Raw genomic sequence first — 25,348 nt, forward strand, 5'->3', positions numbered from 1 at the left:
TCGATCGGTGATGTGGGCCACAGGCTGCCGCGATCTCTGACCAGTTGTCAAGACATTGTCGGTCGGGCGTCCAGAACACCGGCGTCGGAGGCGCGCCGGTCGGTTACAGTGGCCCCCTGGCGGACGACGGGAGGGGGCCGCGTGGCACGGGCGAACCCGGTCGACAAGCACGACGCGCGCCGTCGCGCACTGGCGGACTCTGCCCTGCAGACCCTCGGCGAGCTCGGTTACGCGCGGGCGTCGCTGCGCGAGATCGCCCAGAACTCCCCGTACAGCCACGGCGTCGTGCACTACTACTTCGCCGACAAGCTGGAGCTGATCGTCTACTGCGTGCGGCAGTACAAGGCGGTGTGCGTGACCCGCTACGACGGCGCCGTCGCCGACGCGACGACCGCGGACGGCCTGGTCACCGCGTTCGCGGACACCTTGTGCCAGACGATCGTCGACGAGGCCCCGATGCACCGCCTCTGGTACGACCTGCGCGCCCAGAGCATGTTCGAGCCGAACCTGCGCGAGGCCGTCGGGCAGATCGACCGCACCCTGGAGGACATGGTGTGGCGGGTCGTCACCCGGTACGCCGAGCTCGCCGGCACCACGGTCGCGCTCAGCCCGCACGCCGCCTACGGGATGGTCGACGGCGTGTTCCAGCAGGCCCTGCTGGGGTTCCTCACCGGCGACGACCCGCACGCGCTGGACACCCTGCGCACCGAGGTCCGCGACCTGCTGCCGCTGACCCTGCGCCCGGTGCCGGTCGGCGCGGGCGCCGGGGCCTGATCCCGGATCTCACCGTGACCGCGCGGACAGCCCGCCGTCCACGGGCAGGCAGACGCCGTTGACGTAGGCGGCGCGGTCGGAGGCGAGGAACACCGCGGCCTGCGCGACGTCGTGTGGCGACCCCATGCGGCCGGTCGGGCTGGCCTCGTGCCGGGCGGCCAGCGCATCGGGGTCGTCGACGACCTGCTCGCGCACCATCGGGGTGTCGATCAGCCCGGGAAGGACCGCGTTGGCGCGGATCCCCTCGCGTGCGTACGTCAGCGCCAGCGACACCGTGAGCTGGTCCAGGCCGGCCTTCGCCGCGCTGTAGACCGGGTAGACGTAGCCGGTGTCGCGGATGGCGGCCAGCGACGACACGTTCACGATCGCCCCGCGGCCGGCGGCGCGCAGGTGCGGCAGCGTGTGCCGGCAGGTCAGGTAGGCGCTGGTCAGGTTGATCGCGAGCCCCCGGTTCCAGTCGGCGAGGTCCAGCCCGGTGACCTCGCCGGGCACCACGGCACCGACGTTGTTGTGCAGCACGTGCGGCACACCGAGGGTGTCGCCGATCCGGGCGACGGCGCGGGCGACGGCGCCGTCGTCGGTGACGTCGGCGGTCACGGCCAGCGCCGTGCCACCCGCGCCGGTGATCGCCGCGGCCACCCGGGCCGCCTCCGCGGCGTCGCGGTCGACCGCGGCGACCACCGCGCCGGCGTCGGCGTAGGCCAGCGCCGCCGCCTCCCCGTTGCTCAGCCCCCGCCCCGCGGACCCCGCGCCGAACACCACGGCCACCCGGCCCTCCAGCTCCCGCACCGGACCCTCCTCGCCTCGCCGTCCCCCGTCACCCTGCGCCCGCGACGGGGAGCGCGGACACCGACCGCCGACGAGCACCCCCGCCGCCGAGTGCTCCGTCTGTAGGATCGCGGCGTGCTCGGCGACGCGGCGACGACGCTGATCGACCGGCTCGCCGACGAGCTGTCCCGGTCGGTCGTCGTCGACGACCCCGCCGTGCAGGTCCTCTACGCCAGCGCGCACTACGGCGACGCCGACGAGACCCGCGTCGCGGCCGTGCTCAACCGCGGCGCCGAGCCGCGGATCCGCGGCTACGTGCTGTCCCAGGGGGTCCTGACCTGGACCCGCGCCGGGATCATCCCGGCCAGCGAGGAGCTGGGCATGCACGCCCGGGTCTGCGTCCCGGTGCGCTGGGAGGGCAGGCTGCTGGCGCTGCTCATGGTGATGGACGCCGACGGCTCGCTCACCACCGGCGAGCTCGGACGGATCACCGAGGTCGCCGACCGGCTCGCGTTGCCGCTGCTGGACCTGGCGCGCACCGCCGACGCGGCCCACGAGGACGACCGCCGGGTGCTCGACCTCGTCGGCGACGACCCGGCGGCCCGGTCCCGGGCCGCCGCCGCGCTCGCCGGGACGGGCCGGGCCCCACGGCCGGGCGCGGTCGCCGCCGTCGTCGCGGTCCCCGGGGCCGGTGAGGACAGGGAGCACGCCCGGATCGCCCTGCGGACGGCCCTGTCCGGGCGCCGCCCCGACGACCCGTGCGGGTGGCTCACCGCGGTCACCGGCAGCACCGCGGTGCTGCTCGCCGACCCCCCGGCGGCGGGCGCCGGGGACCTTCCCGGGCGGGTGCACCGGGTCGTCGACCGGGTCGCGGAGCTGGCCCACGGCCGGTTCCGCTGTGTCGCCGGGATCGGCGGGCCGGTCGCCGCGCCGGAACTGCTCGCCGGGTCGGTCGCGCAGGCCCGGACCGCCTGCACGGCCGCGGAGCTGGGCCTGCGGCCCCCGGTGGCCCGGTGGTCGGAGCTCGGGGCGCTCGGCCCGCTGCTCGCGGTCCCGCCGGACCACCTGACCGAGGAGACCCTCCCGGCCGAGGTGCACCGGCTCCGCGCCGCCGACCCCGACGGGCGGCTGGTCGCGACCGTCCGCGCCTACCTCGACGAGGCGGGCAACGGCCCGGCCGCGGCCGCCCGCCTGCACATCCACCGCACCTCGCTCTACTACCGGCTCGACCGGGTCACCCGGCTCACCGGCCTCGACGTCTCCGACGGCGCGACCCGGCTGGCGCTGCACCTGGGGCTCACCGCGCTCGACGTCATCGAGGCCCGGGCTCACCTTCGACAGTCGGAGCACGGAACGGCCTGATCACTCGTCCGGCGGAGGTGGTGACCGGAGCCACAGCGCCCCAGACTCTCCGCGGACCCGAGGAGGACACCGATGCCCACCTTCACCACCGCCGACGGTGTGACGCTCGACTTCCGCGACTCCGGCGGCGACGGCGTCCCGCTGGTGATGCTGCACGGCTGGGGACAGACCCAGGCGATGTTCACCCACCAGCTCACCGGACTCGGCTCCGGCCGCCGCGTGGTCACCTACGACCAGCGCGGGCACGGCGTCTCCGACAAGCCCCACCACGGCTACCGCATCGCCCGGCTCGCGCAGGACCTCGTCGAGCTGCTCGACCACCTCGGGCTCGACCGCGCCGACCTGCTCGGCTGGTCGATGGGCGCCTCGGTGCTGTGGAGCCACATCGACACCCACGGCACCGGCCGGATCCGCAGGCTGGTGCTGGTCGACCAGCCGGCGGCCGTCGCGGCGGTGCCGTGGATGTCGGTGGACGAGCAGGCCGGGTCGGGGGCGATCTTCGACGTCGGCGGCCTGCTCGACCTGGCCGCGAACCTCGCCGGACCGGAGGGCCCGAAGGTGCGGGAGGCGTTCGTCCGCTCGATGTTCTCCGGCACCCCCGCCGAGGACGTCTGGTCCCTGGTCGCCCGGGAGATCACCCACACACCCGCCCACGCCGGAGTGCCGCTGCTGTTCGACCACTGCGCCCAGGACTGGCGCGACGTACTGCCCCGGATCGACGTCCCGACGCTGGTCGTCGGCTGCGAGGGCAGCCACGTGAGCCCGGAGTCGCAGCGCTGGATCGCCGAGCGCGTCCCGGGTGCGCGGCTGCACGTGTTCGGGACCGACGAGGCGAACTCGCACTTCGTGTTCCTGGAGAACCCCGCCGCGTTCGACGCGGTGGTCGAGGACTTCCTGGGCTGAACGCCCTCACGGCGCGGGGTCTCCCCCGGCGTGCGCCCGGGCGATGCCGTGGGCCGCGGCGCGCAGGGCCGGGACGAGGGTGCGAGCCCGGCCGTCGCGCGGCTGCACCGTCGACAGCGCCGCGACGACGGCCCCGTCCCGGCCCCGCACCGGGACCGCGACGCCGGTCGCGTCGGGGTGCACGTGGCCCTCGGTGACGACGTGGCCGTCACGCCGGACGCGGGCGAGCAGGACCCGCAACCGGGCCGGATCGGTCACCGTGGCGGACGTCCGTCGTTCCAGGGGTGCCGCGAGGACGCGTTCCTGCTGGTCGGGCGGCGCGTGGGCGAGCAGGACCAGACCGGACGACGAGACGTGCAGCGGCAGCCGCCCTGCGATCCGGGTCAGGTTGACGACCGCCCCGGGGGCGGAGAGGCGTTCGAGGAAGATGACCTCGTCGCCGTCGAGGACGCCCAGCTGCACGTGGTGCCCGACGACGGCGTGCAGGTCCCCGAGGAACGGCAGCGCGGCGGCCCGCAGGGTCAGCGTCGGCGACGCCCGCTGCCCCAGCTCCCACAGCCGCATCCCGATCCGCAGCCGACCGGAGCCGGTCCGCGTGAGCAGGCCCTGCTCGACCAGCTGCCCGACCAGCCGCGACGCGGTGGCGACGTGCAGCCCCGATGCCCGGGCGATCTCGGCGACGCCCAGCTCGGGCCGCCCCGGCTCGAACACCGACAGGATCCGCACCGCCCGGGCCAGTACCGGTTCGCCCGCGACCACGGGTGGAGTGTGCACCTAGGCGGGGGTGACCCGCAGCGGCATCGACGCCCAGGCCCGCATGGTGTTGTTGGGCCGTCGGCGCGGTGGACCGGCGGGCTCGATGGTCGCGACCCGCGCGGCGAGCGCCCGCAGCACCGACTCGGCCTCCAGCCGGGCGACGTGCTGGCCGACGCACTGGTGCAGGCCCATCCCGAACCCGACGTGCCCGGACGGGTCGCGGCCCAGGTCGAAGGTGCCCGCGTCGGGTCCCCAGAACCGCGGGTCCCGGTTCGCCGACCCCAGGAACATCAGCACCTTGCGCCCGGCCGGGACACCCACGCCGGCGATCTCGGTGTCGGTCGCCGTCGTCCGGAAGAAGGTCTGCACCGGCGACTCCCAGCGCACGGCCTCGTCGAACGCGACGCGGGCGAGCCCGGGGTCGGCACGCAGCCGCGCCCACTGCTCCGGGTGCGTGGCGACGGCGTGCAGCACCGCCGCGAGCCCGGTGACGGTGGTGTCGACCCCGGCCGACAGCAGCGACCGCACGACGAGCGGGGCCTGCTCGGGGGTCAGGTCACCGCGGTCGGCGGCGGCCCAGATGTCGGCGCCGAAGCCGTCGGCGGCCAGTGCCTCCCTGGCGCACTGCGCGTTCACCCACGCCGAGAGCTCCCCGAGCCGCGGCAGCTTCTCCTCCAGCAGCGCGTTGCGCGGCCCGAACGCGTTGAACAGCAGGTCGCCGTAGGGCAGCAGGTTCTCCCGGCCCGCCTCGGGCAGCCCGACGGCGTCGGGGAACACCCGCAGCGGGAACGCCTCGGCGATCGCCGGGACGGCGTCGAACTCGTTCCCACCGGCCAGCACCTCGTCGACGAGCGCCGCGGCGTCGGCGGCCCAGCGGTCCCGCAGCACGCGCAGCGCCCGGGGGCCGAGGACCTTCCCCAGCACCCGGCGCGGCGCGTCGTGGTGCGGCGGGTCGGCCTCCAGCAGCAGCGACGGCGGCCGCCACGGCGCCTCGGTGTGGAAGTTCGCCAGCCCCACCCCGGCCCCGGACCGGAAGGACTGCCAGTCGACGAGCGCGGCCCGGACGTCGGCGTGGCGGCCGAGGGCGAGCACGTCGTAGCGGGTGAGCCGGACCAGCGGGCCGGCCGCGCGCAGCTGCTCGTGGAACGGGAGCGGGTCGGTGAGGACCTCGGGGGCGAACGGGTCGACGTCGGTGGTGGGCAGGTGGTCGAGCGCGGCCGTCATGGGCGCTGCCTTCCGTTCGGGGCGGGTACGGCTCAGACACGACCCATTAGAGGTCGAGGACCAGGCGCGGGCCGACCGAGCGCGAGACGCAGACGAGCATGCAGTCGGCGGCGGCGCACTCGTCGTCGTCGAGGACGGAGTCGCGGTGGTCCGGGACACCGGCCAGGACGGTCGTCTCGCAGGTCCCGCAGGTGCCCTGCCGGCAGGAGGACAACACGTCGACGCCGGCGTCGGCGACCGCGTCGAGGACGCTGCGCCCGGGTGGCACGGTCACGTCGGTCCCGCGGCGGGCGAGGTGGACCTCGAACGCGGTGTCGCGGACGGCGCCGGTCGCCCGCGGGACGAAGCGCTCGGTCCGCACGGTGTGCGACGGCCATCCGGCCGTGGCCCGTGCCAGCGCCGCGAGCAGCGGGGCGGGTCCGCAGCCGTAGACCCGGGTGTCCGGCGCGGGCGTGCCCAGGAAGCCGGGCAGGTCGAGCAGCCCCTGTTCGTCCTGGGGGACGGTCCGGACCCGGTCCCCGTGCGCCGCGAGCTCCGCGGTGAACGCCATCGACCCGCGGGTGCGGCCGCCGTAGAGCAGCGCCCAGTCGGCGCCGAGCAGGTCCGCCGTGGCGATCATCGGGAGGATCGGGGTGATCCCGATACCGCCCGCGACGAACAGGTAGCGCGGGGCCGGGACCAGCCCGAAGTTGTTGCGCGGCCCGCCGAGCCCGATCTCGTCGCCGACGGCGAGCCGGTCGTGGACCCAGGCCGAGCCGCCGCGCCCGGCGGCCTCGCGCAGGACGGCGACGCGGTAGCGGTGGGCGTCCCACCGGTCCCCGCACAGCGAGTACTGGCGGGTGTGCCCGCCGGGGAGGACGAGGTCGACGTGCGCGCCGGGGGTCCAGTCCGGCAGCCGCCCGCCGTCGGCGGCGACCAGCTCCAGCGACACCACGCCGTCGGACTCGCGCCGGCGGCCCGCCACCCGGACCGTGCGGTTCTCGGCACCGGTCACCGTTGCTCCCCTCGTCGTCGAGGAGCCGAGCATCCGTCGCGCGACCGCCGCCCGGGAAGGCGGGTCTCGCTCAGTGAGAGACGGGGTTCAGAGGGCCCCGGCGAGGCTGCGTCCGGCGGCGCGGCCGGAGAAGATGCAGCCGCCGAGGAACGTGCCCTCCAGCGCGTTGTACCCGTGCACCCCGCCCCCGCCGAACCCGGCGGCCTCCCCCGCCGCGTAGAGCCCGGGGATCGGCTCGCCGCGGGTGTCGAGGGCTCGGGACTGCAGGTCGGTCTGGATCCCGCCGAGGGTCTTGCGGGTCAGCACGTGCAGCTTCACCCCGATCAGCGGCCCGGCGGCGGGGTCGAGGATCCGGTGCGGCGCGGCGACCCGCCCGATCCGGTCGCCGAGCGAGCGGCGGGCGTTGTGGATGCCCTGGACCTGGGCGTCCTTGCTGTAGGGGTTCGCCAGCTGCCGGTCGCGGGCCTCGATCTGGCCGCGGATCAGGGCCGGGTCGAGCGGCGGGGCGTCGGTGCGGGCGTTCATCCCCGCGACGAGATCGTCGAGGGTGTCGGCGACGACGAAGTCCTCCCCGTGGGTCGTGAACGCCTGGACCGGGCCGGGCGCGCCCCTGCTGAGCAGACGTTCGCGGAGGAAGGCCGCGCGGCGCCCGGAGGTGATGTCGGGGTTCTGCTCCGAGCCCGACAACGCGAACTCCTTCTCGATGATCTTGCGGGTGAGCACGAACCAGGAGTGGTCGTAGGGCGCGATGTCCGGGGTGGTGCGCAGGTGGCGCAGGGTGCCGAGGGTGTCGTAGCCGGGCAGGTACGGCGCGGGCAGCCGCCTGCCCAGCGCGTCGAACCACATCGACGACGGACCGGGCAGGATCCGGATGGCGTGGCCGGGCCAGACCGGGTCCCAGTTCACGACGCCCTCGGTGTAGTGCCACATGCGGTCGCGGTTGACCAGCCGCACGCCCGCGTCGGCGGCGATGTCGAGCATCCGACCGTCCACGTAGGCCGGCACCCCGGTGATCATCGACGACGGCGGCGTGCCCATCCGCTCCGGCCAGTACCGGCGGACCATCTCGTGGTTCGCGCCGATCCCCCCGGTGGCCAGCACCACCGCGGGCGCGGAGAGCGTGAACTCCCCCGTCACGTCGCGGTTGCTGGGGGCCCCGCGCGGCGAGTCGTCCGGGGCGAGGAGGGCACCGCGGACGCCGGTGACGTTGCCGTCGGTGCGGACCAGCTCGTCGACGCGGTGTCGGTGGTGGAAGGTCACGAGCCCGGCCTCGGCGGCGCGCAGCGCGGAGTCGACGAACGGTCCGACGACGCCGGTGCCGGTCCCCCAGCTCACGTGGAAGCGGGGCACGGAGTTCCCGTGGCCGGTCGCGGTGAGGTCGCCGCGCTCGGCCCAGCCGACCGTGGGGAGGAAGGAGATGCCCAGCTCGGTGAGGTAGGAGCGCTTCTCCCCGGCGGCGAACTCGACGTAGGCGCGGGCCCAGCGCGCGGCGTGGGTGTCCTCGTCGTCGAGGCGGTCGAACCCGGCGCTGCCCTGCCAGTCGCTCCAGGCCAGCTCGACCGAGTCGTGCACCCGCATGCGGCGCTGCTCGGGGCTGTCGACGAGGAAGATGCCGCCGAAGGACCACCACGCCTGCCCACCGAGGTCGACGGGTCCCTCCTGGTCGACGACGGCGACCCGGCGGCCCCGCCGGGTCAGCTCGTGCGTGGCGACCAGTCCGGCCAGCCCGGCCCCGACGACGATCACGTCCGCGTCCATCCCACTCCGTTCGTCGCCGGCCCACCGCACCCCGACGGGGCGGCCGGTGGACACAGACGTATCAGATCCGCTCAGATCCGCGCAGGACGACGGGAGACGGGCGGGCCGCCGACCGGGCCGGATTCACAGCACGTCCACAGCGGTCCGCCCGACGGGGCACAGGGGTGCCCTCTACCGTTGATCGGGTCAGCGGAGGTGAGTCGAGGGAGGTGGACGTGCGGACCGACCCCCGGCCCCGTGACGGCCGGTCCCGCCCGCGGTGGCGCCTGCCGGGACTGCTGGCCGCCGCGCTCGCGGCGTCCGCCGCCCTCGTGCTCACGGTTCCGTCGTGGACGCCCGCGCCGCCGCCCCAGGTCGCGACCGCGGCGTCGGCCACGGCGGCCGGTTCCGCCGCCACCCCGGCTCCGCCGACCTCCGCGCCGGCCCCGGCCGGTACCCCGGCCCCGGTAGGCCCGGCGACGGTCGCGCCCGCCGGGCCCGCCGTGCCCGGACCGTCCCTCCCGGTCGTCACCGGTGCCGACGGCACGCCGGTGGCGCGGCCCGCGACCGGCGCCCTGTTCGACGGCCCGGCCGACGACCCCGGCGACCACTTCTGCTCCGGCTCGGTGGTCGAGTCCGCCACGGGTGACCTGGTCGTGACCGCCGCGCACTGCGTCGCCGACGGCGACGGCACGCCGGCCAGGACGGGCATGAGCTTCGCCCCCGGCTACGACGACGGCACCGCCCCCTTCGGCTACTGGACCGTCACCGCCGCCGCGGTCCCCCCGGGCTGGCTGGAGAGCGGCGATCCCGACTCCGACGTCGCGTTCCTGACCGTCTCACGGCCGGACGGACCGCCGATCCAGCAGGTCACCGGCGCCTACCGGATCGCCTTCGGCGCGCCGGGCACCGACGGCGACGACACCCCGGTGACCGCGGTCGGCTACAACGACGGCGACGACGACGCGACGACGGTGTCGGGCACCGCCGGGACGCTCGACGAGGACCAGTGGCAGCTCGACCAGCCCGGCCTGGACCAGGGCGCCAGCGGCGGCCCGTGGCTGACCGGCCCGGACGACTCGGAGATCCTGGCCGTCACCGGTGGCTACCAGCAGGGCGGGGACTCCCCCGACGTCTCCTACGGCGCCGACCTCGGCCCCGCCGCGCAGGCGGCGTACCGCTCGGCCGGGGGGACCGACTGAGCCGGCTCGTCGCGTGGTGGGACCGTCAGCAGGTCCCGCTGTACCTGGCCGCGATCCTCGCCGGGGCGCTCCTGGGTCTCGCCGTCCCGTGGGCCGCGCCCGCGCTCGGGGCCTCGGTCACCCCGGTGCTCGCGCTGCTGCTGTTCGCGACGTTCCTCGCGGTCCCGCTGGTCGACCTGGCTCGGGCGTTCACCGGCGCCCGTTTCCTGGTCACCGTGCTCGTGGCGAACTTCGTGCTGCTCCCGCCGGTCGCGTTCGGGCTGTCCTCGTTCGTCGCCGACGACCGCGGCCTGCTCCTGGGGGTCCTGCTCGTCCTGCTCACCCCGTGCGTCGACTACGTCGTCGTGTTCACCGGGCTCGCCGGTGGCGCGCGGGCGCAGCTGCTCGCGGCGACACCGCTGCTCATGGTGGCCCAGCTCCTGCTGCTGCCCGGCTACCTGTGGCTGGCCGCCGGGCCGGAGGCGCTCGCCGTGGTCGAGGTCGGGCCGTTCGCCGAGGCGTTCGTGGTGCTGGTCCTGCTGCCGCTGGCCGCGGCGGCGCTGGTGCAGGTGCTGCACCGGCGACGGCCGGACGGGCGGGTCGCCCGGGTCGAGGGCGCCGCCGCCGGGGCGATGGTGCCGCTCATGGTGGCGACCCTGGCCCTGGTCGTCGCGTCGCAGATCGCCGACGTCGGCGCGCAGGCCCTCACCCTGCTGCGGCTGGTCCCGCTCTACACCGCGTTCGCCGTCGCGGCGGTCGTCGTCGGCCTGCTCGCCGCCCGGGTGGCGCGCCTGGACGTCCCCGCCACCCGCGCGACGGTGTTCTCGGCGACGACCCGCAACTCCCTGGTCGTGCTGCCGCTCGCGCTCGCCCTGCCCGGCCCGCTCGCCCTCGCCCCGCTGGCCGTCGTCACCCAGACCCTGGTCGAGCTCGTCGCCCTGGTGGTGCTGGTGCGGCTGGTGCCGGTGCTCGTCCCCGCCCGGTGAGCCGGCGGCCCCGTCAGCTGCCGGGGCCGCGACCCGCCCAGCTCCACGCGTACGACGGGTCCTCACAGGCCCGCCCGCCCTCGCCGAGGGCCAGCGGCCGGAACGTGTCGACCATGACCGCGAGCTCGTCGAAGGACTCCGCCCCGAGTGCCCGCTCGACCGCGCCGGGCTGCGGGCCGTGGCTGTGCCCGCCCGGGTGCAGCGAGATCGAGCCCTGCCCGATCCCGGAGCCCTTGCGGGCCTCGTAGTCGCCGCCGCAGTAGAACATGACCTCGTCGGAGTCCACATTGGCGTGGTAGTAGGGCACCGGCACGGCCAGCGGGTGGTAGTCGACCTTGCGCGGCACGAAGTTGCAGATCACGAAGTTCTGGCCCTCGAAGACCTGGTGCACCGGCGGCGGCTGGTGCACCCGCCCGGTGATCGGCTCGAAGTCGGCGACGTCGAACGTGTACGGGTACAGGCAGCCGTCCCAGCCGACGACGTCGAACGGGTGGGTGGGCACCACGTAGCGGGTGCCGGTGATCCCGTGCGGCCCCCCGCGGTGCTTCACCAGCACCTCGACATCGGTGTCCTCGACGAGCAGCGGCTCGGTGGGACCGTGCAGGTCGCGCTCGCAGTACGGGGCGTGCTCGAGCAGCTGGCCGTGACGCGACAGGTACCGCGCCGGCGGGGTGATGTGCGACGACGCCTCGATCGCGTAGGCGCGCAGCGGCTCGGACCCCGTCGGCACCCACCGGTGGGTCGTCGCCCGCGGGAGCACCACGTAGTCGCCCTGGCCTGCCTCCAGGGCACCGAACACCGTCTCGACGGTCGCCGAGCCCGACTCCAGGTAGACGACCTCGTCGCCGACGGCGTTGCGGTAGAGCGGGCTGACCTCCCCCGCGACGACGTAGGAGATCCGCACGTCGGCGTTGCCGAGCACCAGCCGGCGCCCGGTGACGACGTCGACCGACTTCCAGTCCGGCGATTCGAGGTCGTGCAGCATCAGGTGCCGCGGCACGAGCGGCCGGTTCTCGGTCAGCGACTGGTCGCCCGGGTCCCAGGGGGTGGCGTCGACGATCGCCGACGGGACGCCCACGTGGTAGAGCAGCGAGGAGTCCGAGGAGAAGCCCTCCTCCCCCATCAGCTCCTCGCGGTACAGCCCGCCGTCGAGGCGTCGGTGCTGGGTGTGCCGCTTCGGCGGGACGTCACCGGCTCGCCTGTAGTACGCCATCGTGGCCCTCCTCCGGTCCGGTCGATGTCGGTCTCCGCCCCGGTGCCCGCCTCGGCGCCCGCCCCGGCGCCGGCCGCGGGGACGACGGCCCCGTCGGTGGCCCGGGCGGCATCGGAGGCGGGGTCGGTCGCGCGGTCGTGCCGCGGGCGGTCGCGCGGGCGAGGGCGGCCGCGACGTCGTCGCGGGTCGGGGCGGGGAGCACGGCGGCGACGTGGGCGTCCGGGCGGAGCAGCCACACCTCGTCGGGCCGGGCGGCCAGGGCCGCGGTCACCGTCGGGCCGGCTCCGTCCCCCGCGGGGGCACCGGCTCCCGCTCCGGCCGGGTCGGCAGCGGATCCAGGGCCGGCTCCCGCTCCGGCACCGGCGGCTCCCCCGGTGACGGCGGGGTCGGTGTCGGTGTCGGGGTCGCCGTCCAGCTCCGCGAGGGCGAGCACGCGGACCGGGCCGGGCGCCGCGGACGCCGCCGCGGTGACCGCGTCCGCGTCGGCCAGCGGCCCGGTGAGCAGCAGGAACCCGTCGCGGGCGAGCGCGCGCAGCCGTCCCGGGCCGGCCGGGGTGCGGACCGGGACATCGGGGACGAGCACGCCGGGCCCCGCGGGCGGGACCTCGCCGCGGGCGGGGCGCCCGGCGAAGGGACGACGGGCGTCGGCGGTGGTCAGCGGGGAGTCGACGTACCAGAACGGCTCGGACAGCCGGCCGGAGTCGACCCGCGCCCTGGCCCCGGGGTCGGTCGCCGCCGCGGCGAGGACCTCGGAGCGGGCACGCACCTGCTCGGCGCTGCGCGGGACCAGGAAGTCCATCGTCGCGGTGGTCACGGCCACGTTCTCCCGTGCCGCCGCGTGACGCTCGGCGTGGTAGCTCTCCAGGAGCTCCTCCGGTGCCCAGCCGTGACCGACCCAGGCGATCTTCCAGGCGGCGTTCTCCGCGTCGGCGACGCCGGAGTTCAGGCCGCGGGCACCGAACGGGGACACCAGGTGCGCGGCGTCGCCCGCCAGCAGGACCCGGCCGCACCGCATCCGGTCCACCACCCGCGAGTGGAACCGGTAGACCGAGGACCAGACCACCTCGTGGTCGACGTCCCCGATGACCGCCCGGATCCGGGCGTCCAGCGCGCCGGACGCGGTCTCGGCGTCGAGGTCGTACCCGGCCGGGACCTGCCAGTCGATCCGGTACGTCGAGTCCGGGCAGGGGTGGACCAGCACCTGGCGGCCAGGGTTCGCGGCCGGGTCGAAGTGGAAGCGGCGCTCGGCCGCCCACCCCGGGAGGTCGGCGCGGACGTCGCAGATCAGGAAGCGGTCGTCGAAGCTGGTGCCCTCGAAGGTGACCCCGAGCAGCTCCCGCAGCGCATCACCGCGGGCGCCGGCACAGACGACCAGGAAGCTCCCCGCGACCCGGCCACCGTCGTCGACGGTGACCGTGACGCCGTCGGCGGTCTGCTCGACACCGACGACGTCGTGTCCCCAGCGCAGGTCCACCAGTGTCTCGTCGGCGATCCGCTCGTCGAGGATCTCCTCGGTGCGGGCCTGGGAGAGGTTCACGAAGGGTGGGAAGGCGGGCCGCCCCGGCTCGGCGACGGTGTGGGCGAACAGCTCGGTGTCGCGGTGGAAGGTGCGCGCGGTGGTCCAGGTGACGCCCTCGTCGGCGATCCGGCGGCCGGCGCCGACGGACTCCCACACGTCGAGGACGTCGCGCTGCTGGCAGATCGCCTTCGATCCGACCCGGTCCCGCTCCGGGCGGCGGTCCAGCACGACCGTCGGGACGCCGTGGCGGGCCAGCAGCAGCGCGGCGGTCTGCCCGACCGGCCCGGCACCGAGCACCAGGACCGGCGACGACGGCCAGGTCGGCGCGGCGGACCTCGACACGACGGACCTCGACACGGCTGCTCTCCCCTCTCCGGCTCCTCAGCCCTGCAACCTCGCCCAGACCTCCTGGTCGCGCTCCGCGGTCCAGATCACCGGACGCTCCACACCGGACAGCTCGTCCCACAGCCGGGAGACGTCGAACGGGAGGCAGTGCTCGAAGATCGGCCAGTGCCCGTAGTCGTCGACGAGTGCGGCGTGGGTGGCCTCGAACGCCTCCTTCAGCGTGCCGCCGCGCCCCTGCACCGCGCCGACCTCCCGGATCATGACCTGCAGGAACCCACGGGTCTGGGCGATCGCGGCGTCGACCTCGGCGCGCCCGCGGCTGACCGCGCCGCGCCCGCCGACGAGCTGCTCGGCGCCGAGCGCGGCGAGCCGGTCGAGGGTCTCGCCCGCCCAGTCGCGGTGGAACGCGTCCCCGGTGTAGAGCGCGGCCCGGGCCTCGACGAGGTCACCGGCGAACAGGATCCGGTGCCGCGGCAGCCAGGCGGTGATGTCGCCCTCGGTGTGGCCGCGACCGTGGAACTGCAGCACCAGCTCGCCGCGGTCCCCGCCCAGGTCGATGGTGAGCCGGTCGGCGAAGGTCAGCGTCGGCCAGGTCAGTCCGGGCACGGAGTCGGCGGCCTCGGCGAGCCGCGGCATCCGCGCGAACTCCGAGGCCCAGTCCTCCATGCCACGCTCGGCGATCAGGGCCGCGGTCGCCTCGTGCGCGACGACGGTCTGCGCGTCGAACGCGCTCGCGCCCAGCACCCGGACCGCGTGGTAGTGCGACAGCACGAGGTGGCGGACCGGCTTGTCGGTGTGCTCGCGCAGCATCGCGAGCCACCTCCGCGCGGCGACCGGGGTGGCGAGGGCCTCGAAGCAGACGAGGAAGTCCTCCCCCTCGATCGCGCCGATGTTCGGGTCGCCCTCGGCGGTGAGGGCGTAGACGCCGTCCGCGAGCACATCGAGGGTCTGCTCCTTGGCAGCGGTGTCGGCGGAGGAGGCGAAGGGCTTGGCCACGGCAGGTGTCCTCTCGGCAGCCGGGAGACACCGGCGGCGACCGTGGCGTCCCCTCATCGGGACCTGTGACCGGCCGGACCTGCCCGACGATCAAAGGTTGAAGCACTTGTCCGGAACCGTAGAGGGCCGCGGGGCCCGGCGCCAGGGCCGATCCGGCGGCGCGCGCCGAGCGGTTCAGGTCCGCCGGTTGATCCAGTCCGCCCGGTGCGCGGCCCGGGAGAGGCGGACCAGCAGGGTGTTGAGCGTCGCGAGGTCGACGGCGCCGAGCAGCGCCGCCCACTCCGACTCGCGACGGTTGTGGGTCCCGAACGCGGCGACCAGCCGCTCGGCACCGGCGTCGGTCAGGGACAGGTGCACGGTCCGCCGGTCCCCGGCGGCGGGCGTGCGCCGGACGAGCTCCCCGGCGGCGAGGGTGTTGGCCAGGCTGGACACCGCGGCCCGGCTCATCCCGCACAGCTCCGCCGCCCGGCCCGCCTCCTGCCCGCCCGCGACCCAGAGTGTGAACAGCAGCCGGAACGCCGACCAGCTCCATCCCGCGGGGCGGTGGACGGTCGACTCGAGGTCGTAGACCAGGGAGCTCGTGAGCCGGTGCAGGTTCAGCACCAGCGCCATGGCCGCGCGGTCGGTGCCGGGGAGGCGCTCGCCGGTGCGGGCGAGGGCGACGTCGGTGAAGGCGAGGAACCCGTCCCCGCCGCCGTTCCCGCTGTCATTCCCGCTGTCGTTCCCGCTGCTGTTCCCGCTGCTGTTCCCGCCGCCGTCGGCTCGGTCCTGCGCGACCGGCGACCGGTCCGACGACCGCACCCCGGCTCCCGGCGGACCCCCGCCCGGCCCGGCGGTCCCGATCCGGGCCGGGCCGTCGCCGAGCCCCGCGAGGAACGCCGCGACCACCTCGCGCGCCGCCGATCCCGCGCCACCCGACCCCGGCGACGTCCCCCTTGCACCGGTCCCCGGCGTCGCCGCCGCCCCGTCCGGCCCGAGCGCCGACCCCGGTCCGCCGGGCCCCGGCGCGGCCAGCGCCTGCACCCCGTGGAGCAGCGCCAGCAGCTGCTCCACGAGCACCCCGTCCGGCGCCGGGGCGACGATCTCGCCCGCCCGCCGCGCCTCGTCGATCCGGGCCGCCAGCCGGACCCGCCACCGCGCGGTCACCTCGGCGAGGACCGCGGCCGGCCCTGCCCCGGACGCCGCGACCCGGGCGAACGGCGTCCCGGTGTGCGCGGTGACCTCGTCGCAGAACACCCGCAGTGCCGGGAGCCCGGCCAGCCCGGCCGTGCGCTGCGCCACCCGGGCGTCGAGGCCGTCGAGCGCCCGCCGGAAGGCGTACTCCACGATCGCGGCGCGGCCGGCGAAGTAGTGCCCGGGGGCCCCGTGCGCGACCTCCAGCGCCGCGCTGACGTCCCGCAGCGTGACCGCGTCCGGGCCGTGCTCGGCGATCAGCCGCCAGGCGGCGTCGGCGATCTCGCCCCGGCGCTGCTCGTGGTCCACCCGCTTCGGCACGGCCGCTCCTCGTGGTAGCTCACCGTTTTTCTACACGAGGAGAAACATAGGTGCGCATCCAGATCCCGACGGTCCTAGTCCATTCGGGCTAACGATAAGTGGTCGTCGCACGTCACCGGGGTCGCAGTGGATCAGTTGAGGTGGGCAACGGGGCCGCTCGAACCCCGTTGCGCAGCGAGGCGCGACCGGGCGGCACCGGTGGAAGGCTCCCCGATGAAGAAGACGAAGCGAGCCGCCGTCGCGCTCGTCGTCGCCGACCTGCTCGCCGGTGCGGCGGTCGGTGCCGGGTCGGCGCTCGCGGCGCCGGACGCGCGGGCGGACACGGCGGGTCCCGACCTGCTGCGCGCCCCCGCCGTCGACGCGCCCCAGCTGCAGAACACCGGCATCTGGTCCGCCGACCCGATCGGCATCTGCATGACCAGCGCCTACCGCCACGGCGAGTACGTGCACCAGGGCTGCGTCTACGACGACGAGGGCGGCGGCAACCAGTACCGCTGGCCCAACGACACCCTGCTGCGCAACTACACCTACCCCGAGAACGCCGCCTACCGGCGCAACGCCGCGGACATCCTCGAGGTCCGCGCGAAGCCGCAGGACGACGCGACCGCGTTCCGGGTCACGATGAACACGATGACCGACCCGGGGCTGCTCGGCCTGACCCTCGCCCTCGGCGGCTCGGACACCCCGCGCGAGGCCCCGCACGGCGCGAACACCGTCATGCCGGCCCAGCTGTTCGTGACGGTGCACGGCAACGAGGGCGACATCGTCGACGCGGCCACCGGGCGGACCCTGCCGGACGCGCCCGAGGTGCACGTCGACCTCGAGCGACGCCAGGTCGAGATCCGGGTGCCGCACTCCGCGTGGGACCCCGCCGACGGGACGCAGCGCCTCGCCGCCGCGGCCGGGCTGTGGGACCGCGACGCCGACGCCTACCTCGTCCCGCAGGTCACCGCGGACGAGTCCCACCCCGGCGGCGCGGTCCTCGGCGACCCGACGCCGTCGGCGTTCTTCGACGCGGCGTTCCGCTTCCACGAGCCCTTCGAGGCGCCCTACCGCAACAACGACCAGAAGCGCGCGATCGCGAACGGCGACCTGTCGGAGTTCTTCGCCGACGTCGACTTCGGCAAGCTCCGCGCCGGTGCCGACGACGAGTCCGGCGTCCCCACCTCCGGCTACGTGACCCGCGTGTTCGCCTCGCACTCGGAGAAGGAACAGGGCCGACGGCTGCCGTCGGACCCGGGTGGGCCCGCACCGGGCACCGGCCTGCAGCAGGGCGGCATCGCCACCGGCTCCGGCGAGGGCTCCGGCGACCAGCGGCCGAGCGCGTCGTTCGGCTACCCCTGCCGCGACGACTGCGTCCCCGACCTGCCGGGCCGCATGCAGCGCTACACGGTCTACGTCCCCGAGGCCCCCGCGCCGTCGCACGGCTACGCCTCGCTGCTCTGGACCCAGGGCTACGCGCTGCGCCCCGGCGACGACGTCGCCGGCGACCGTGACCTCTACCGGCAGTTCGCCGACCGGCCGGGCGACCCCACGATGGTGATCGACGTCGACTTCCGCGGCGCCGACAACTGGGGCTACGGCGAGGGCGGCGCGATCGTCTTCGAGGCGCTGGCCGACGCCCGTCGCCACTACGACCTCGACCGCGAGCGCACCGCGATGGGCGGCTTCTCCTCCGGCGCCTACACCGCGAACAAGCTGTCGCTGACCTTCCCCGACGTGTTCAACAAGGCCTTCATCTGCGACGGGCTGAACGTGGCCCCCTCGCTGCCGGGCGTCAACGGGGTGGCCGACGAGCTGGCCAAGGCCGGCGTCGACACCGTCACCAAGCACGAGCCCGGGTCGAAGATCTCCGAGCTGCTGCCCAGCCGGCGCAACCAGCCGGTGATGGAGTGGGCCGGGGTCAACGACGACTTCATCCCCTACCCCATCACCCGCGAGCGGGCCGACCTCTACAAGGCCGGGGACTACGACTACGAGTTCATCAGCCACGTCGGCCTCGCCGCCGAGCACCTCGTGATGTGCAAGAACGGCATGTGGGACCTGGCCGCCCGCTGGATGGGCGACGAGCCCCGCGCGGTCGACCCGCCGCACGTCACCTACGTGCGCAACCCCCTCATGGACGACCCGGAGGCCGGCCTCGTCGGGGACCACGCCTACTGGCTGTCGGGCATCCAGAGCCGCGACCCGCACGAGCTGGGCGCGATCGACGTGGTCACCCGGGGGCAGGGCCGTGCTGAGGCGCCGGTCCCGGCGGCCGGTCAGGAGGTCGGGCAGGTCGAGGGGACCTTCTCGCCGGTCAACCCGTACCTGCGGGAGTTCCGCCACCTCGACGCGCCGGTGGACGCCGACGCCGAGAACGTGCTGGAGATCCGCTCGGCCGGGGTCGGCACCGTGACCGTCGACCCGGAGCGCGCCGGGGTGGGCTGCGACGCCCGCCTCGACGTGCACACCGACGGCCCGTTGACCGTCATGCTCGACGGCTGCGACCGGACCGAGTCCTTCGACGGCAACGACTCCGGTGGGCTGGCGAAGCCCGCGACGTTCGCGCCGGTCGACCCGCTCGAGCCGGTGGGCAACCCGCTGCAGGGCACCCCGCTCCCGCCGGAGGTGGGCAACGTCCCGCAGGCCCCGCTGCAGGGGCTCCCGCCGCTGCGGTTCCCGCCGAACCAGCTCGGCCAGGACCCCGCGCCCGGTGACGGCGCGCAGGAGTCCCCGACCGGCTGACCCCGGCCGCACGCGAACGGCCCCTCGTACGAACGTCTCGTACGAGGGGCCGTTCGTGCGCACGCCTCGTGTAGGGCGCCCGCGTGGGGCGCCGTGCGCGAGGCGCCGCGGGGGTCAGGCCTTCAGCAGTGCCTCGGCGAGCCCCTCGGCGGCGGTGAAGCAGCCTTCGTGGCTGCCGGGCGCGCTCACCGGCGTGACGCCGAGCCGGGCCGCGAAGCGGTCCCAGCCGTACTCGCCGGGTGGAAGCGCGACGTCGTCGGTGGACAGCACGTAGGACACCGGCACCCCCAGGGCCGCCGGGTCGAGCGGTTCCACGGTCTCGGTGAAGTACTGCATCGGGTGCGGCACGAGCAGCTCGTGCACCAGCTTCTGCGCCTCCTCACCCGCGTCGTTCATGAAGGCCTCCTGCCACACCGGCAGCGGGAGCGCGACGGTGTTGTTGCCCGACGCCGCGGCCTGGGCGTCGAACAGCTCCCGGTAGGCCGGCGGGACCTCGTCGTAGAGCGAGCGGCCCGCGGCCGGGACGAACGCGCTCCAGTAGACGAGCTTCCGCAGCCGCGACGCGACCCGGTGCGCCGCACCGGTGATCACGTAGCCGCCCCAGCTGTGCCCGACCAGCGTCACGTCGGACAGGTCGGCGGACTCGATCAGGTCCACCACGGCGTCGACGGTGTCGGACAGGTGCAGGGCAGTGGGGTCGTCGCCGTCGGCGAGCCCGGGGAGGGTGGGGGTCAGCACGCGGTGTCCTGCCGCACGCAGTCGCTCGGCGACCGGGCGCCAGGCCCAGCCGCCGTGCCACGCGCCGGTCACCAGCACGAACGTCTCGGACATCGATCACTCCTCGTCGAGTTCGGAACGGGGTCGGGTCCCCTCGGCGAGTGATCGTGGCCGACCCCGGACCCCCGGTGAAGGGGCCGAGGGGGTCGTGCCGAAAGCGGTCCCGACTGAGACGATCCGTAGAGGAATCAGGGCCCGGTATCCGTGTCAGGATCACAGTCATGGACGAATCAGTGGTGATCGTCGGTGCCGGGATCGGGGGCCTGTCGCTGGCCCTCTCGCTGCACGCCCGCGGCGTCCGGGGCACCGTGCTCGAACGCGCGGCCGAGCTGCGCGAGGTCGGTGCGGCCGTGGCGCTGTCGGCGAACGGGCTGCGCCCGCTGGACGAGCTGGGTCTGCTGGGCGAGCTGGAGAAGGTCGCGGCGCAACCGACCGAGCTCATCCACCGCGGCTGGCGCGACGACGAGCGGGTGTCCGCCTTCCCGGTCGGGATCGACGGCAGCTACCGGCGCCGCTTCGGCGCCCCCTACCTGGGCATCCACCGCGCGGAGTTCCAGCGTGTCCTGGCCGGTGCCTGCCCGGAGGGCATGGTCCGCCTCGACTGCGAGGTCACCGCGGTCGACCCGGACGGCACCGTCACCCTCGCCTCCGGTGAGCAGCTGCGCGCCGCGGTCGTGGTCGGCGCCGACGGCGTGCACTCCCGTGTCCGGTCGGTCGTCGACCCCGATGCCCGACCGCGCTACACCGGGACCTCGGCCTTCCGCGGGATCGTCGACGTCGCAGACGCGCCGCTGCTGCCTGATCCCGGCGCGATCCAGTTCTGGATGGGCCCGGACGCGCACGTGCTGCACTACGCGATCGGCGCGCACGCCGAGCAGATCAACTTCTTCGCCGTGCTGGAGGGACCGGAGCCGTGGACCGGCGGTGCCGGCCCGACCGAGACCGACCCGGGGACCCTGGAACGGGCCTTCGCCGGCTGGGCGCCGGGCGTGGTGCAGATGCTGACCGCGGTGCCGCAGTCCCCGCACTGGCCGCTCTACACGCTGCCCCCGATGACGCGCTGGTCCCGCGGCCGCGTCGTCCTCCTCGGCGACGCCGTGCACACGATGCTGCCGCACCACGGCCAGGGCGCGAACCAGTCCATCGAGGACGCCGCGGTGCTCGCCGACCTGCTCGCCGCCCCCGGCGCTCTCGACGGCGACCACGCCGAGGCGTTCGACCGCTACCAGCGGCTGCGCCGGGCACGGACCCGGTCGATCCAGCGCAGCTCCCTGGTCACCAGCGGGCTGCTGCACCTGCCCGACGGCCCCGAGACCGACGCCCGCAACGCGGGACTGGCCGGGCTGGACCCGTGGCTCACCTGGATCCACGGCGTCGACGCGCGGGCCGACACCCGACCCGTCCCGGCCTGACCATCATTCAGCTGTCGAAGCTCTCAATCGGGCGCTGTCCGGTCTTTGTGTCTACAGAGTCGCACGCCTACCGTGAGGCGACGCGCCGGGCCGAGGGAGGTGACGGGCATGGATCTGCGGCAGCTCCGCTACTTCGTGGCGGTCGCGGAGACGCGGCACTTCGGCCGCGCCGCCGAGCGGCTGCACATGGCCCAGTCCCCGCTCTCCCAGGCCATCCGCCAGCTCGAGAGCCAGGTCGGCGCCACCCTGTTCGAGCGCACCACCCGCCGGGTCGACCTGACGCCGGCGGGGGCGTCGCTGCTGGAGGACGCGCGGCGGATCCTGGCCGGTGTCGAGGACGCGCGGCGCCGCGTCGAGCAGGTCGCCGCCGGCACCGAGGGCGTGGTGACGGTCGGTGCCACCGACCTCGCCGCCTACCGGCTGCTGCCCCGGCTGGCCCGGGTCGCCGCCCGCCGGATGCCGGGCGTCTCGCTGCGGTTCCTGCCCGGGCTGCTCACCGCGGCCCAGGAGGACGCGCTCGACGAGCGTCGCATCGACCTGGCCGTACTGCGTCCGCCGGTGGTGCGCCCGGAGATGTCGGTCCGCCCGATCGCCCAGGAGCGGCTGATCGCGGCGCTGCCCGCCACCCACCGGCTCGCCGGGGCGGGGACGGTCACCCTGGCCGAGCTCCGGGGCGACGACTTCGTCGCCTACGGCGCCCCCGGCTCGGTGGTCGACTCGGTCGCCACCCAGGGATGCCTGGACTCCGGCTTCCTCCCGCGGCGCCGCACCGAGGCCCGCGACACCCCGATCCTACTCACCCACGTCGCCGCCGGTGCCGGGGTCGCGCTGCTGCCCGAGTCGGTGCGCGCCCTGGGCACCGAAGGCGTCGTCTACGCCGACCTGGACCGCGAGCTGCGCGTCGACCTGGCCCTGGCCTGGCGCACCGACGACGACTCCCCCGCCCTCGTCCGGCTGCTCGACGTGCTCGCCGAGCGCGCGCACGAGCTGGACCCCCGCCCTGCCACCGTCCCCGGAGGACCGCAGTGAAGATCGTGGCCGTCGAGGCGATCCCGTTCGCCGTGCCCTACCGCAAACCACTGCGGTTCGCCTCCGGTGAGGTGCACACCGCCGACCACGTGCTGGTCCGGGTGCACGCCGAGGACGGCGTCGTCGGCGTCGCCGAGGCCCCACCCCGCCCCTACACCTACGGAGAGACCCAGGCCTCCATCCGCGCGGTGGTCGACACCGTGTTCGCCCCGGAGATCGTGGGCCTGAGCGTCTTCGAGCGGGAACGGATCCACGCCGTCCTCGACCGCACGATCGGCAACCCGACCGCGAAGGCCGCGATCGACATGGCCGTCTGGGACGTCATCGGCCGCCGGCTCGGTGTCGGCGTCTCCGAGCTGCTCGGCGGGTACACCGACCGGATGCGGGTCTCGCACATGGTCGGCTTCGCCCCCGACGACGTGATGGTCGCCGAGGCCCTGCGGATGCGCGACGAGCACGGCGTCACCACCTTCAAGGTCAAGGTCGGCCGCCGCCCCGTCACCCTCGACACCGGCGCCTGCCGTGCGCTGCGTGAGGCACTGGGGCCCGACGTCGAGCTCTACGTCGACGGCAACCGCGGCTGGACCGCGTCCGAGGCCGCACGGGCCCTGGACGAGATGGCCGACCTCGGCCTGACCCTGTCCGAGGAGCTCATGCCCGCCGACCAGGTGCTCGGACGCCGCTGGCTCACCGCTCGCACCACGGTCCCGACCGTCGCCGACGAGTCCGCGACCCGGCCCGGCGAGGTGACCCGCGAGCTGCTCGACGGCGCCGCCACCATGATCAGCATCAAGACCGCGCGGACCGGGTTCACCGGCTCGCAACGGGTGCTGCACCTGTGCGAGGGACTCGGCACCGAGGTGGTCATGGGCAACCAGATCGACGGGCAGCTCGGCACGGCCTGCACGGTCGTCTTCGGCGCGGCGCACCGGCAGACCAGCGCCCGCGCCGGTGAGCTGTCGAACTTCCTCGACATGACCGACGACCTGCTCACCGAGCCGCTGCGGATCAGCGGCGGCGAGCTGCGCGTCCCCGGCGGGCCCGGGATCGGCGTGGACGTCGACCCCGACAAGCTCGCCCACTACCGCACCGACACCTGACCACCCGCACGCCGAGACCGAACGACCCCGCCCCACCACAGGAGTAGGACATGACCGAGACCGCCACCGCCGCCGGCTCCGGCGCGAACGCCACCGCCACCTTCGCGAAGAAGGAGCGCGCCGGCGCCGCCGCCGATCCGGCCCGGGTGTCCGCCATCGCCACCGACACGCTGCAGGCCCTGCACGAGGTCATCCGCAAGCACCAGGTGACCTACGCCGAGTACGACGCGCTCAAGGCCTGGCTGATCCAGGTCGGCGCCGACGGCGAGTGGCCGCTGTTCCTCGACGTGTTCGTCGAGCACGTCGTGGAGGAGGTCGCCAACGCCGACCGCCGCGGCGCCGTCGGCACCATCGAGGGCCCCTACTACGTCCCGGGTGCCCCGGTCATCGAGTCCGGGACCGCGATGCCGATGCGGCCCGGCGAGAAGGGCACCCCGCTGCTGTTCCAGGGCACCGTCACCGACCTCGACGGCGCCCCGATCGCCGGCGCGACGGTCGACCTGTGGCACGCCGACGACGAGGGCTACTACTCCCAGTTCGCCCCCGGCATCCCCGAGTGGAACCTGCGCGCGGTCATCCACACCGGCGACGACGGGCACTTCGCGTTCCGCACCATGCAGCCCGCGCCGTACCAGATCCCGACCGACGGCTCGACCGGCGCGTTCATCTCCGCGGCCGGCTGGCACCCGTGGCGCCCCGCGCACCTGCACCTCAAGGTGTCCGCGCCCGGCAAGCAGCTCGTCACCACCCAGCTGTACTTCGACGGCGGCGACTACGTCGCCGACGACGTCGCCCAGGCCGTGAAGCCGGAGCTGATCCTGCGCCCCGGCCCGGCCGCCGACGGCACCGGCAACGAGGTCACCTACGACTTCGCGCTGGACCCCGCCTGATGGCCCGCTTCGCCGTGCGGATGGAGGTCGACCTCCCCGCCGACATGGACGCCGAGGCGAAGGCCGACCTGCTCGCACGGGAGAAGGCCTGGTCGCAGCAGTGGCAGCGCTCGGGTGAGTGGGTGAGCATCTGGCGCTGCGTCGGCGAGTACGCCAACCTGTCGATCTTCGAGGTGCGCGACAACGAGCAGCTCCACGAGATCCTCTGGGGGCTGCCGCTGTTCCCCTACATGACCATGCAGGTGACCCCGCTGGCCACGCACCCGTCGGACATCCACGCCTGAGACCCCGCGGGGGCGCCCGGGCCCGGTGACGGGCGCCCCCGCGCATTCCCGGTCAATTCCTGACCATTCCTTTACCGGAACCGGGAGACGCTCTTCACGGTCGCGCCGAACGGTCGTCCGACGCCCGCCGCACCGGACGACGCGTTCACCGGACGACGGCCGGCGAACCGCAGGAGAGGCTCTCCGAACTGCTGCCGGACAACGGCGCCGGCCGGCTGGAACTCCTCCAAGAGCAGATAACCAACACGTAAAGCAACCGGACTTCTCGCCCGGTGGACAACGGGCGAAGAATGCGTGACGCGCCGTGCGTCGTCGAACTGGAAAGGGCACACCCGGATCGGGGGTGTTCATTCCACGGGTTAGTGAGGTGTTCTCAGTAGCGGGGTGGCAGGTCGTGGCGACACGCCGAGGGTGGTGAGATGAGCGGGAACGGGGCAGGACCCCGGTAGATCGGTTCGGTCCAGCACAGATCGACACCGTCACCGAGGTCCTGCATGTCTGATCCTGTCACCTACACCGCTGTCCTCCCGATCGGGGAGCGCACCGTGGCCTATCTGGCGCGGCTCCTGGTCCTTCAACGCCGTCGACGTGGCACCCGGCGGCGGGCGTTGACCCCGTTCGCCCAGGCAGTGCTGGTGATCCGCTGGTTCTGTGATGCTACCCGGGTCCGATGTTTGGCCGGTGACAACGCGATCAGCACTGCAACGGCCTACCGTTACCTGCACGAAGGCATCGACGTCCTCGCCGCGGCCGCACCCGGCCTGCACGGAGCCCTGCTCGCCGCCCGCACAGCCGGGCACACCCACGTGAATCTCGACGGCACCCTGATCGCCACCGACCGGTGCCGCGCGCTCGGCCTCACCCCCGGGGTCGACCT

The 25,348-nt window shown here is 74.8% G+C and carries 21 protein-coding genes and 1 pseudogene; 12 read left to right on the forward strand and 10 right to left on the reverse strand.

Annotation, left to right across the window (positions count from 1 at the left end):
- Positions 1-141: 141 nt before the first annotated feature.
- On the forward strand, positions 142-774 hold the full coding sequence (locus Ae331Ps2_RS28035) for a TetR/AcrR family transcriptional regulator (RefSeq protein ID WP_083696111.1): 633 nt from the start codon (positions 142-144) through the stop codon (positions 772-774).
- A gap of 9 nt (positions 775-783) precedes the next feature.
- Here Ae331Ps2_RS28035 and Ae331Ps2_RS28040 read toward each other — a convergent pair whose 3' ends face one another.
- Positions 784-1,563 (reverse strand): SDR family NAD(P)-dependent oxidoreductase, encoded by a 780-nt coding sequence (locus Ae331Ps2_RS28040; protein ID WP_075311547.1) that lies wholly within the window; start codon positions 1,561-1,563, stop codon positions 784-786.
- Positions 1,564-1,677: 114 nt separating this feature from the next.
- On the opposite strand from Ae331Ps2_RS28040, the gene Ae331Ps2_RS28045 reads away from it, so the two are divergent.
- Both Ae331Ps2_RS28045 and Ae331Ps2_RS28050 read left to right on the forward strand, forming a co-directional pair.
- On the forward strand, positions 1,678-2,904 hold the full coding sequence (locus tag Ae331Ps2_RS28045) for a CdaR family transcriptional regulator (RefSeq protein WP_075305612.1): 1,227 nt from the start codon (positions 1,678-1,680) through the stop codon (positions 2,902-2,904).
- A gap of 72 nt (positions 2,905-2,976) precedes the next feature.
- On the forward strand, positions 2,977-3,807 hold the full coding sequence (locus Ae331Ps2_RS28050) for an alpha/beta fold hydrolase (protein ID WP_075305611.1): 831 nt from the start codon (positions 2,977-2,979) through the stop codon (positions 3,805-3,807).
- A 6-nt stretch (positions 3,808-3,813) separates the two neighbouring features.
- On the opposite strand, the gene Ae331Ps2_RS28055 is transcribed toward Ae331Ps2_RS28050, so the two are convergent.
- The 4 genes from Ae331Ps2_RS28055 to Ae331Ps2_RS28070 are packed head-to-tail and all read right to left on the reverse strand — an operon-like array spanning position 3,814 to position 8,539.
- The gene (locus Ae331Ps2_RS28055; RefSeq protein WP_075305610.1) at positions 3,814-4,566 is read right to left on the reverse strand and encodes an IclR family transcriptional regulator; all 753 of its coding nucleotides are present in this window, start codon (positions 4,564-4,566) and stop codon (positions 3,814-3,816) included.
- Positions 4,567-4,581: 15 nt separating this feature from the next.
- A complete protein-coding gene (locus Ae331Ps2_RS28060) occupies positions 4,582-5,787 on the reverse strand; it encodes a cytochrome P450 (RefSeq protein WP_075305609.1) in 1,206 nt (401 codons plus the stop codon).
- Positions 5,788-5,833: 46 nt separating this feature from the next.
- Complete coding sequence (locus Ae331Ps2_RS28065; RefSeq protein ID WP_075305608.1) at positions 5,834-6,814, reverse strand: PDR/VanB family oxidoreductase; 981 nt, start codon at positions 6,812-6,814, stop codon at positions 5,834-5,836.
- Between the two features lie 54 nt (positions 6,815-6,868).
- Complete coding sequence (locus tag Ae331Ps2_RS28070) at positions 6,869-8,539, reverse strand: FAD-binding dehydrogenase (protein WP_075311545.1); 1,671 nt, start codon at positions 8,537-8,539, stop codon at positions 6,869-6,871.
- Between the two features lie 215 nt (positions 8,540-8,754).
- Between Ae331Ps2_RS28070 and Ae331Ps2_RS28075 the strand changes: the two genes are divergently transcribed.
- Both Ae331Ps2_RS28075 and Ae331Ps2_RS28080 read left to right on the forward strand, forming a co-directional pair.
- Positions 8,755-9,720, forward strand: a complete 966-nt coding sequence (locus tag Ae331Ps2_RS28075; RefSeq protein ID WP_139319293.1) for a serine protease — start codon at positions 8,755-8,757, stop codon at positions 9,718-9,720.
- A gap of 125 nt (positions 9,721-9,845) precedes the next feature.
- Positions 9,846-10,685 (forward strand): arsenic resistance protein, encoded by an 840-nt coding sequence (locus tag Ae331Ps2_RS28080; RefSeq protein ID WP_233147489.1) that lies wholly within the window; start codon positions 9,846-9,848, stop codon positions 10,683-10,685.
- A 13-nt stretch (positions 10,686-10,698) separates the two neighbouring features.
- Here Ae331Ps2_RS28080 and Ae331Ps2_RS28085 read toward each other — a convergent pair whose 3' ends face one another.
- The 4 genes from Ae331Ps2_RS28085 to Ae331Ps2_RS31540 all read right to left on the reverse strand — a co-directional run bounded on the left by Ae331Ps2_RS28085 (position 10,699) and on the right by Ae331Ps2_RS31540 (position 16,252).
- Positions 10,699-11,898 (reverse strand): homogentisate 1,2-dioxygenase, encoded by a 1,200-nt coding sequence (locus Ae331Ps2_RS28085; protein WP_075305607.1) that lies wholly within the window; start codon positions 11,896-11,898, stop codon positions 10,699-10,701.
- Positions 11,873-13,759 (reverse strand): FAD-dependent monooxygenase, encoded by a 1,887-nt coding sequence (locus Ae331Ps2_RS28095; protein WP_083696394.1) that lies wholly within the window; start codon positions 13,757-13,759, stop codon positions 11,873-11,875. The genes Ae331Ps2_RS28085 and Ae331Ps2_RS28095 overlap by 26 nt, the downstream gene beginning before the upstream one ends.
- Positions 13,760-13,798: 39 nt before the next feature.
- The gene (locus Ae331Ps2_RS28100; RefSeq protein WP_198932153.1) at positions 13,799-14,758 is read right to left on the reverse strand and encodes an MBL fold metallo-hydrolase; all 960 of its coding nucleotides are present in this window, start codon (positions 14,756-14,758) and stop codon (positions 13,799-13,801) included.
- 174 nt (positions 14,759-14,932) lie between these two features.
- A complete protein-coding gene (locus Ae331Ps2_RS31540) occupies positions 14,933-16,252 on the reverse strand; it encodes a MarR family transcriptional regulator (protein WP_139318671.1) in 1,320 nt (439 codons plus the stop codon).
- Between the two features lie 213 nt (positions 16,253-16,465).
- Here Ae331Ps2_RS31540 and Ae331Ps2_RS28115 point away from each other — a divergent pair, with 213 nt between their 5' ends.
- Complete coding sequence (locus tag Ae331Ps2_RS28115; protein ID WP_075305605.1) at positions 16,466-18,979, forward strand: hypothetical protein; 2,514 nt, start codon at positions 16,466-16,468, stop codon at positions 18,977-18,979.
- Positions 18,980-19,093: 114 nt separating this feature from the next.
- On the opposite strand, the gene Ae331Ps2_RS28120 is transcribed toward Ae331Ps2_RS28115, so the two are convergent.
- A complete protein-coding gene (locus tag Ae331Ps2_RS28120) occupies positions 19,094-19,810 on the reverse strand; it encodes an alpha/beta fold hydrolase (RefSeq protein WP_020628462.1) in 717 nt (238 codons plus the stop codon).
- Positions 19,811-19,977: 167 nt separating this feature from the next.
- Here Ae331Ps2_RS28120 and Ae331Ps2_RS28125 point away from each other — a divergent pair, with 167 nt between their 5' ends.
- From Ae331Ps2_RS28125 to Ae331Ps2_RS33695, 6 genes and pseudogenes are all read left to right on the forward strand, one after another.
- Entirely contained in the window at positions 19,978-21,168 is a 1,191-nt protein-coding gene (locus Ae331Ps2_RS28125) for an FAD-dependent monooxygenase (RefSeq protein WP_075305604.1), read from the forward strand.
- A gap of 108 nt (positions 21,169-21,276) precedes the next feature.
- Positions 21,277-22,197: a LysR family transcriptional regulator gene (locus Ae331Ps2_RS28130; protein ID WP_020628464.1), complete on the forward strand. Its 921-nt coding sequence runs from the start codon at positions 21,277-21,279 to the stop codon at positions 22,195-22,197.
- Entirely contained in the window at positions 22,194-23,297 is a 1,104-nt protein-coding gene (locus tag Ae331Ps2_RS28135) for a mandelate racemase/muconate lactonizing enzyme family protein (RefSeq protein ID WP_020628465.1), read from the forward strand. The genes Ae331Ps2_RS28130 and Ae331Ps2_RS28135 overlap by 4 nt, the downstream gene beginning before the upstream one ends.
- Before the next feature lie 50 nt (positions 23,298-23,347).
- Positions 23,348-24,187 carry a catechol 1,2-dioxygenase gene (catA, locus tag Ae331Ps2_RS28140; RefSeq protein ID WP_075305603.1) on the forward strand — a complete coding sequence of 280 codons (840 nt, stop codon included), beginning with the start codon at positions 23,348-23,350 and terminating at the stop codon, positions 24,185-24,187.
- The gene (locus tag Ae331Ps2_RS28145) at positions 24,187-24,471 is read left to right on the forward strand and encodes a muconolactone Delta-isomerase family protein (RefSeq protein ID WP_020628467.1); all 285 of its coding nucleotides are present in this window, start codon (positions 24,187-24,189) and stop codon (positions 24,469-24,471) included. The genes catA and Ae331Ps2_RS28145 overlap by 1 nt, the downstream gene beginning before the upstream one ends.
- Positions 24,472-25,037: 566 nt before the next feature.
- Positions 25,038-25,348 (forward strand): annotated as a pseudogene (locus tag Ae331Ps2_RS33695) (IS5/IS1182 family transposase); the annotation flags it as partial.

Source organism: Pseudonocardia sp. Ae331_Ps2 (genome assembly GCF_001932405.1).
GTDB lineage: Bacteria > Actinomycetota > Actinomycetes > Mycobacteriales > Pseudonocardiaceae > Pseudonocardia.

Bases quoted from the DNA above. Each gene is read 5' to 3' on its own strand.
- catA (WP_075305603.1), top strand. From the start codon at position 23,348: ATGACCGAGACCGCCACCGCCGCCGGCTCCGGCGCGAACGCCACCGCC.
- Ae331Ps2_RS28060 (WP_075305609.1), bottom strand. From the start codon at position 5,787: ATGACGGCCGCGCTCGACCACCTGCCCACCACCGACGTCGACCCGTTC.
- Ae331Ps2_RS28125 (WP_075305604.1), top strand. From the start codon at position 19,978: ATGGACGAATCAGTGGTGATCGTCGGTGCCGGGATCGGGGGCCTGTCG.
- Ae331Ps2_RS28065 (WP_075305608.1), bottom strand. From the start codon at position 6,814: ATGCTCGGCTCCTCGACGACGAGGGGAGCAACGGTGACCGGTGCCGAG.
- Ae331Ps2_RS28115 (WP_075305605.1), top strand. From the start codon at position 16,466: ATGAAGAAGACGAAGCGAGCCGCCGTCGCGCTCGTCGTCGCCGACCTG.
- Ae331Ps2_RS28085 (WP_075305607.1), bottom strand. From the start codon at position 11,898: ATGGCGTACTACAGGCGAGCCGGTGACGTCCCGCCGAAGCGGCACACC.
- Ae331Ps2_RS28145 (WP_020628467.1), top strand. From the start codon at position 24,187: ATGGCCCGCTTCGCCGTGCGGATGGAGGTCGACCTCCCCGCCGACATG.
- Ae331Ps2_RS28050 (WP_075305611.1), top strand. From the start codon at position 2,977: ATGCCCACCTTCACCACCGCCGACGGTGTGACGCTCGACTTCCGCGAC.
- Ae331Ps2_RS28070 (WP_075311545.1), bottom strand. From the start codon at position 8,539: ATGGACGCGGACGTGATCGTCGTCGGGGCCGGGCTGGCCGGACTGGTC.
- Ae331Ps2_RS28120 (WP_020628462.1), bottom strand. From the start codon at position 19,810: ATGTCCGAGACGTTCGTGCTGGTGACCGGCGCGTGGCACGGCGGCTGG.
- Ae331Ps2_RS28130 (WP_020628464.1), top strand. From the start codon at position 21,277: ATGGATCTGCGGCAGCTCCGCTACTTCGTGGCGGTCGCGGAGACGCGG.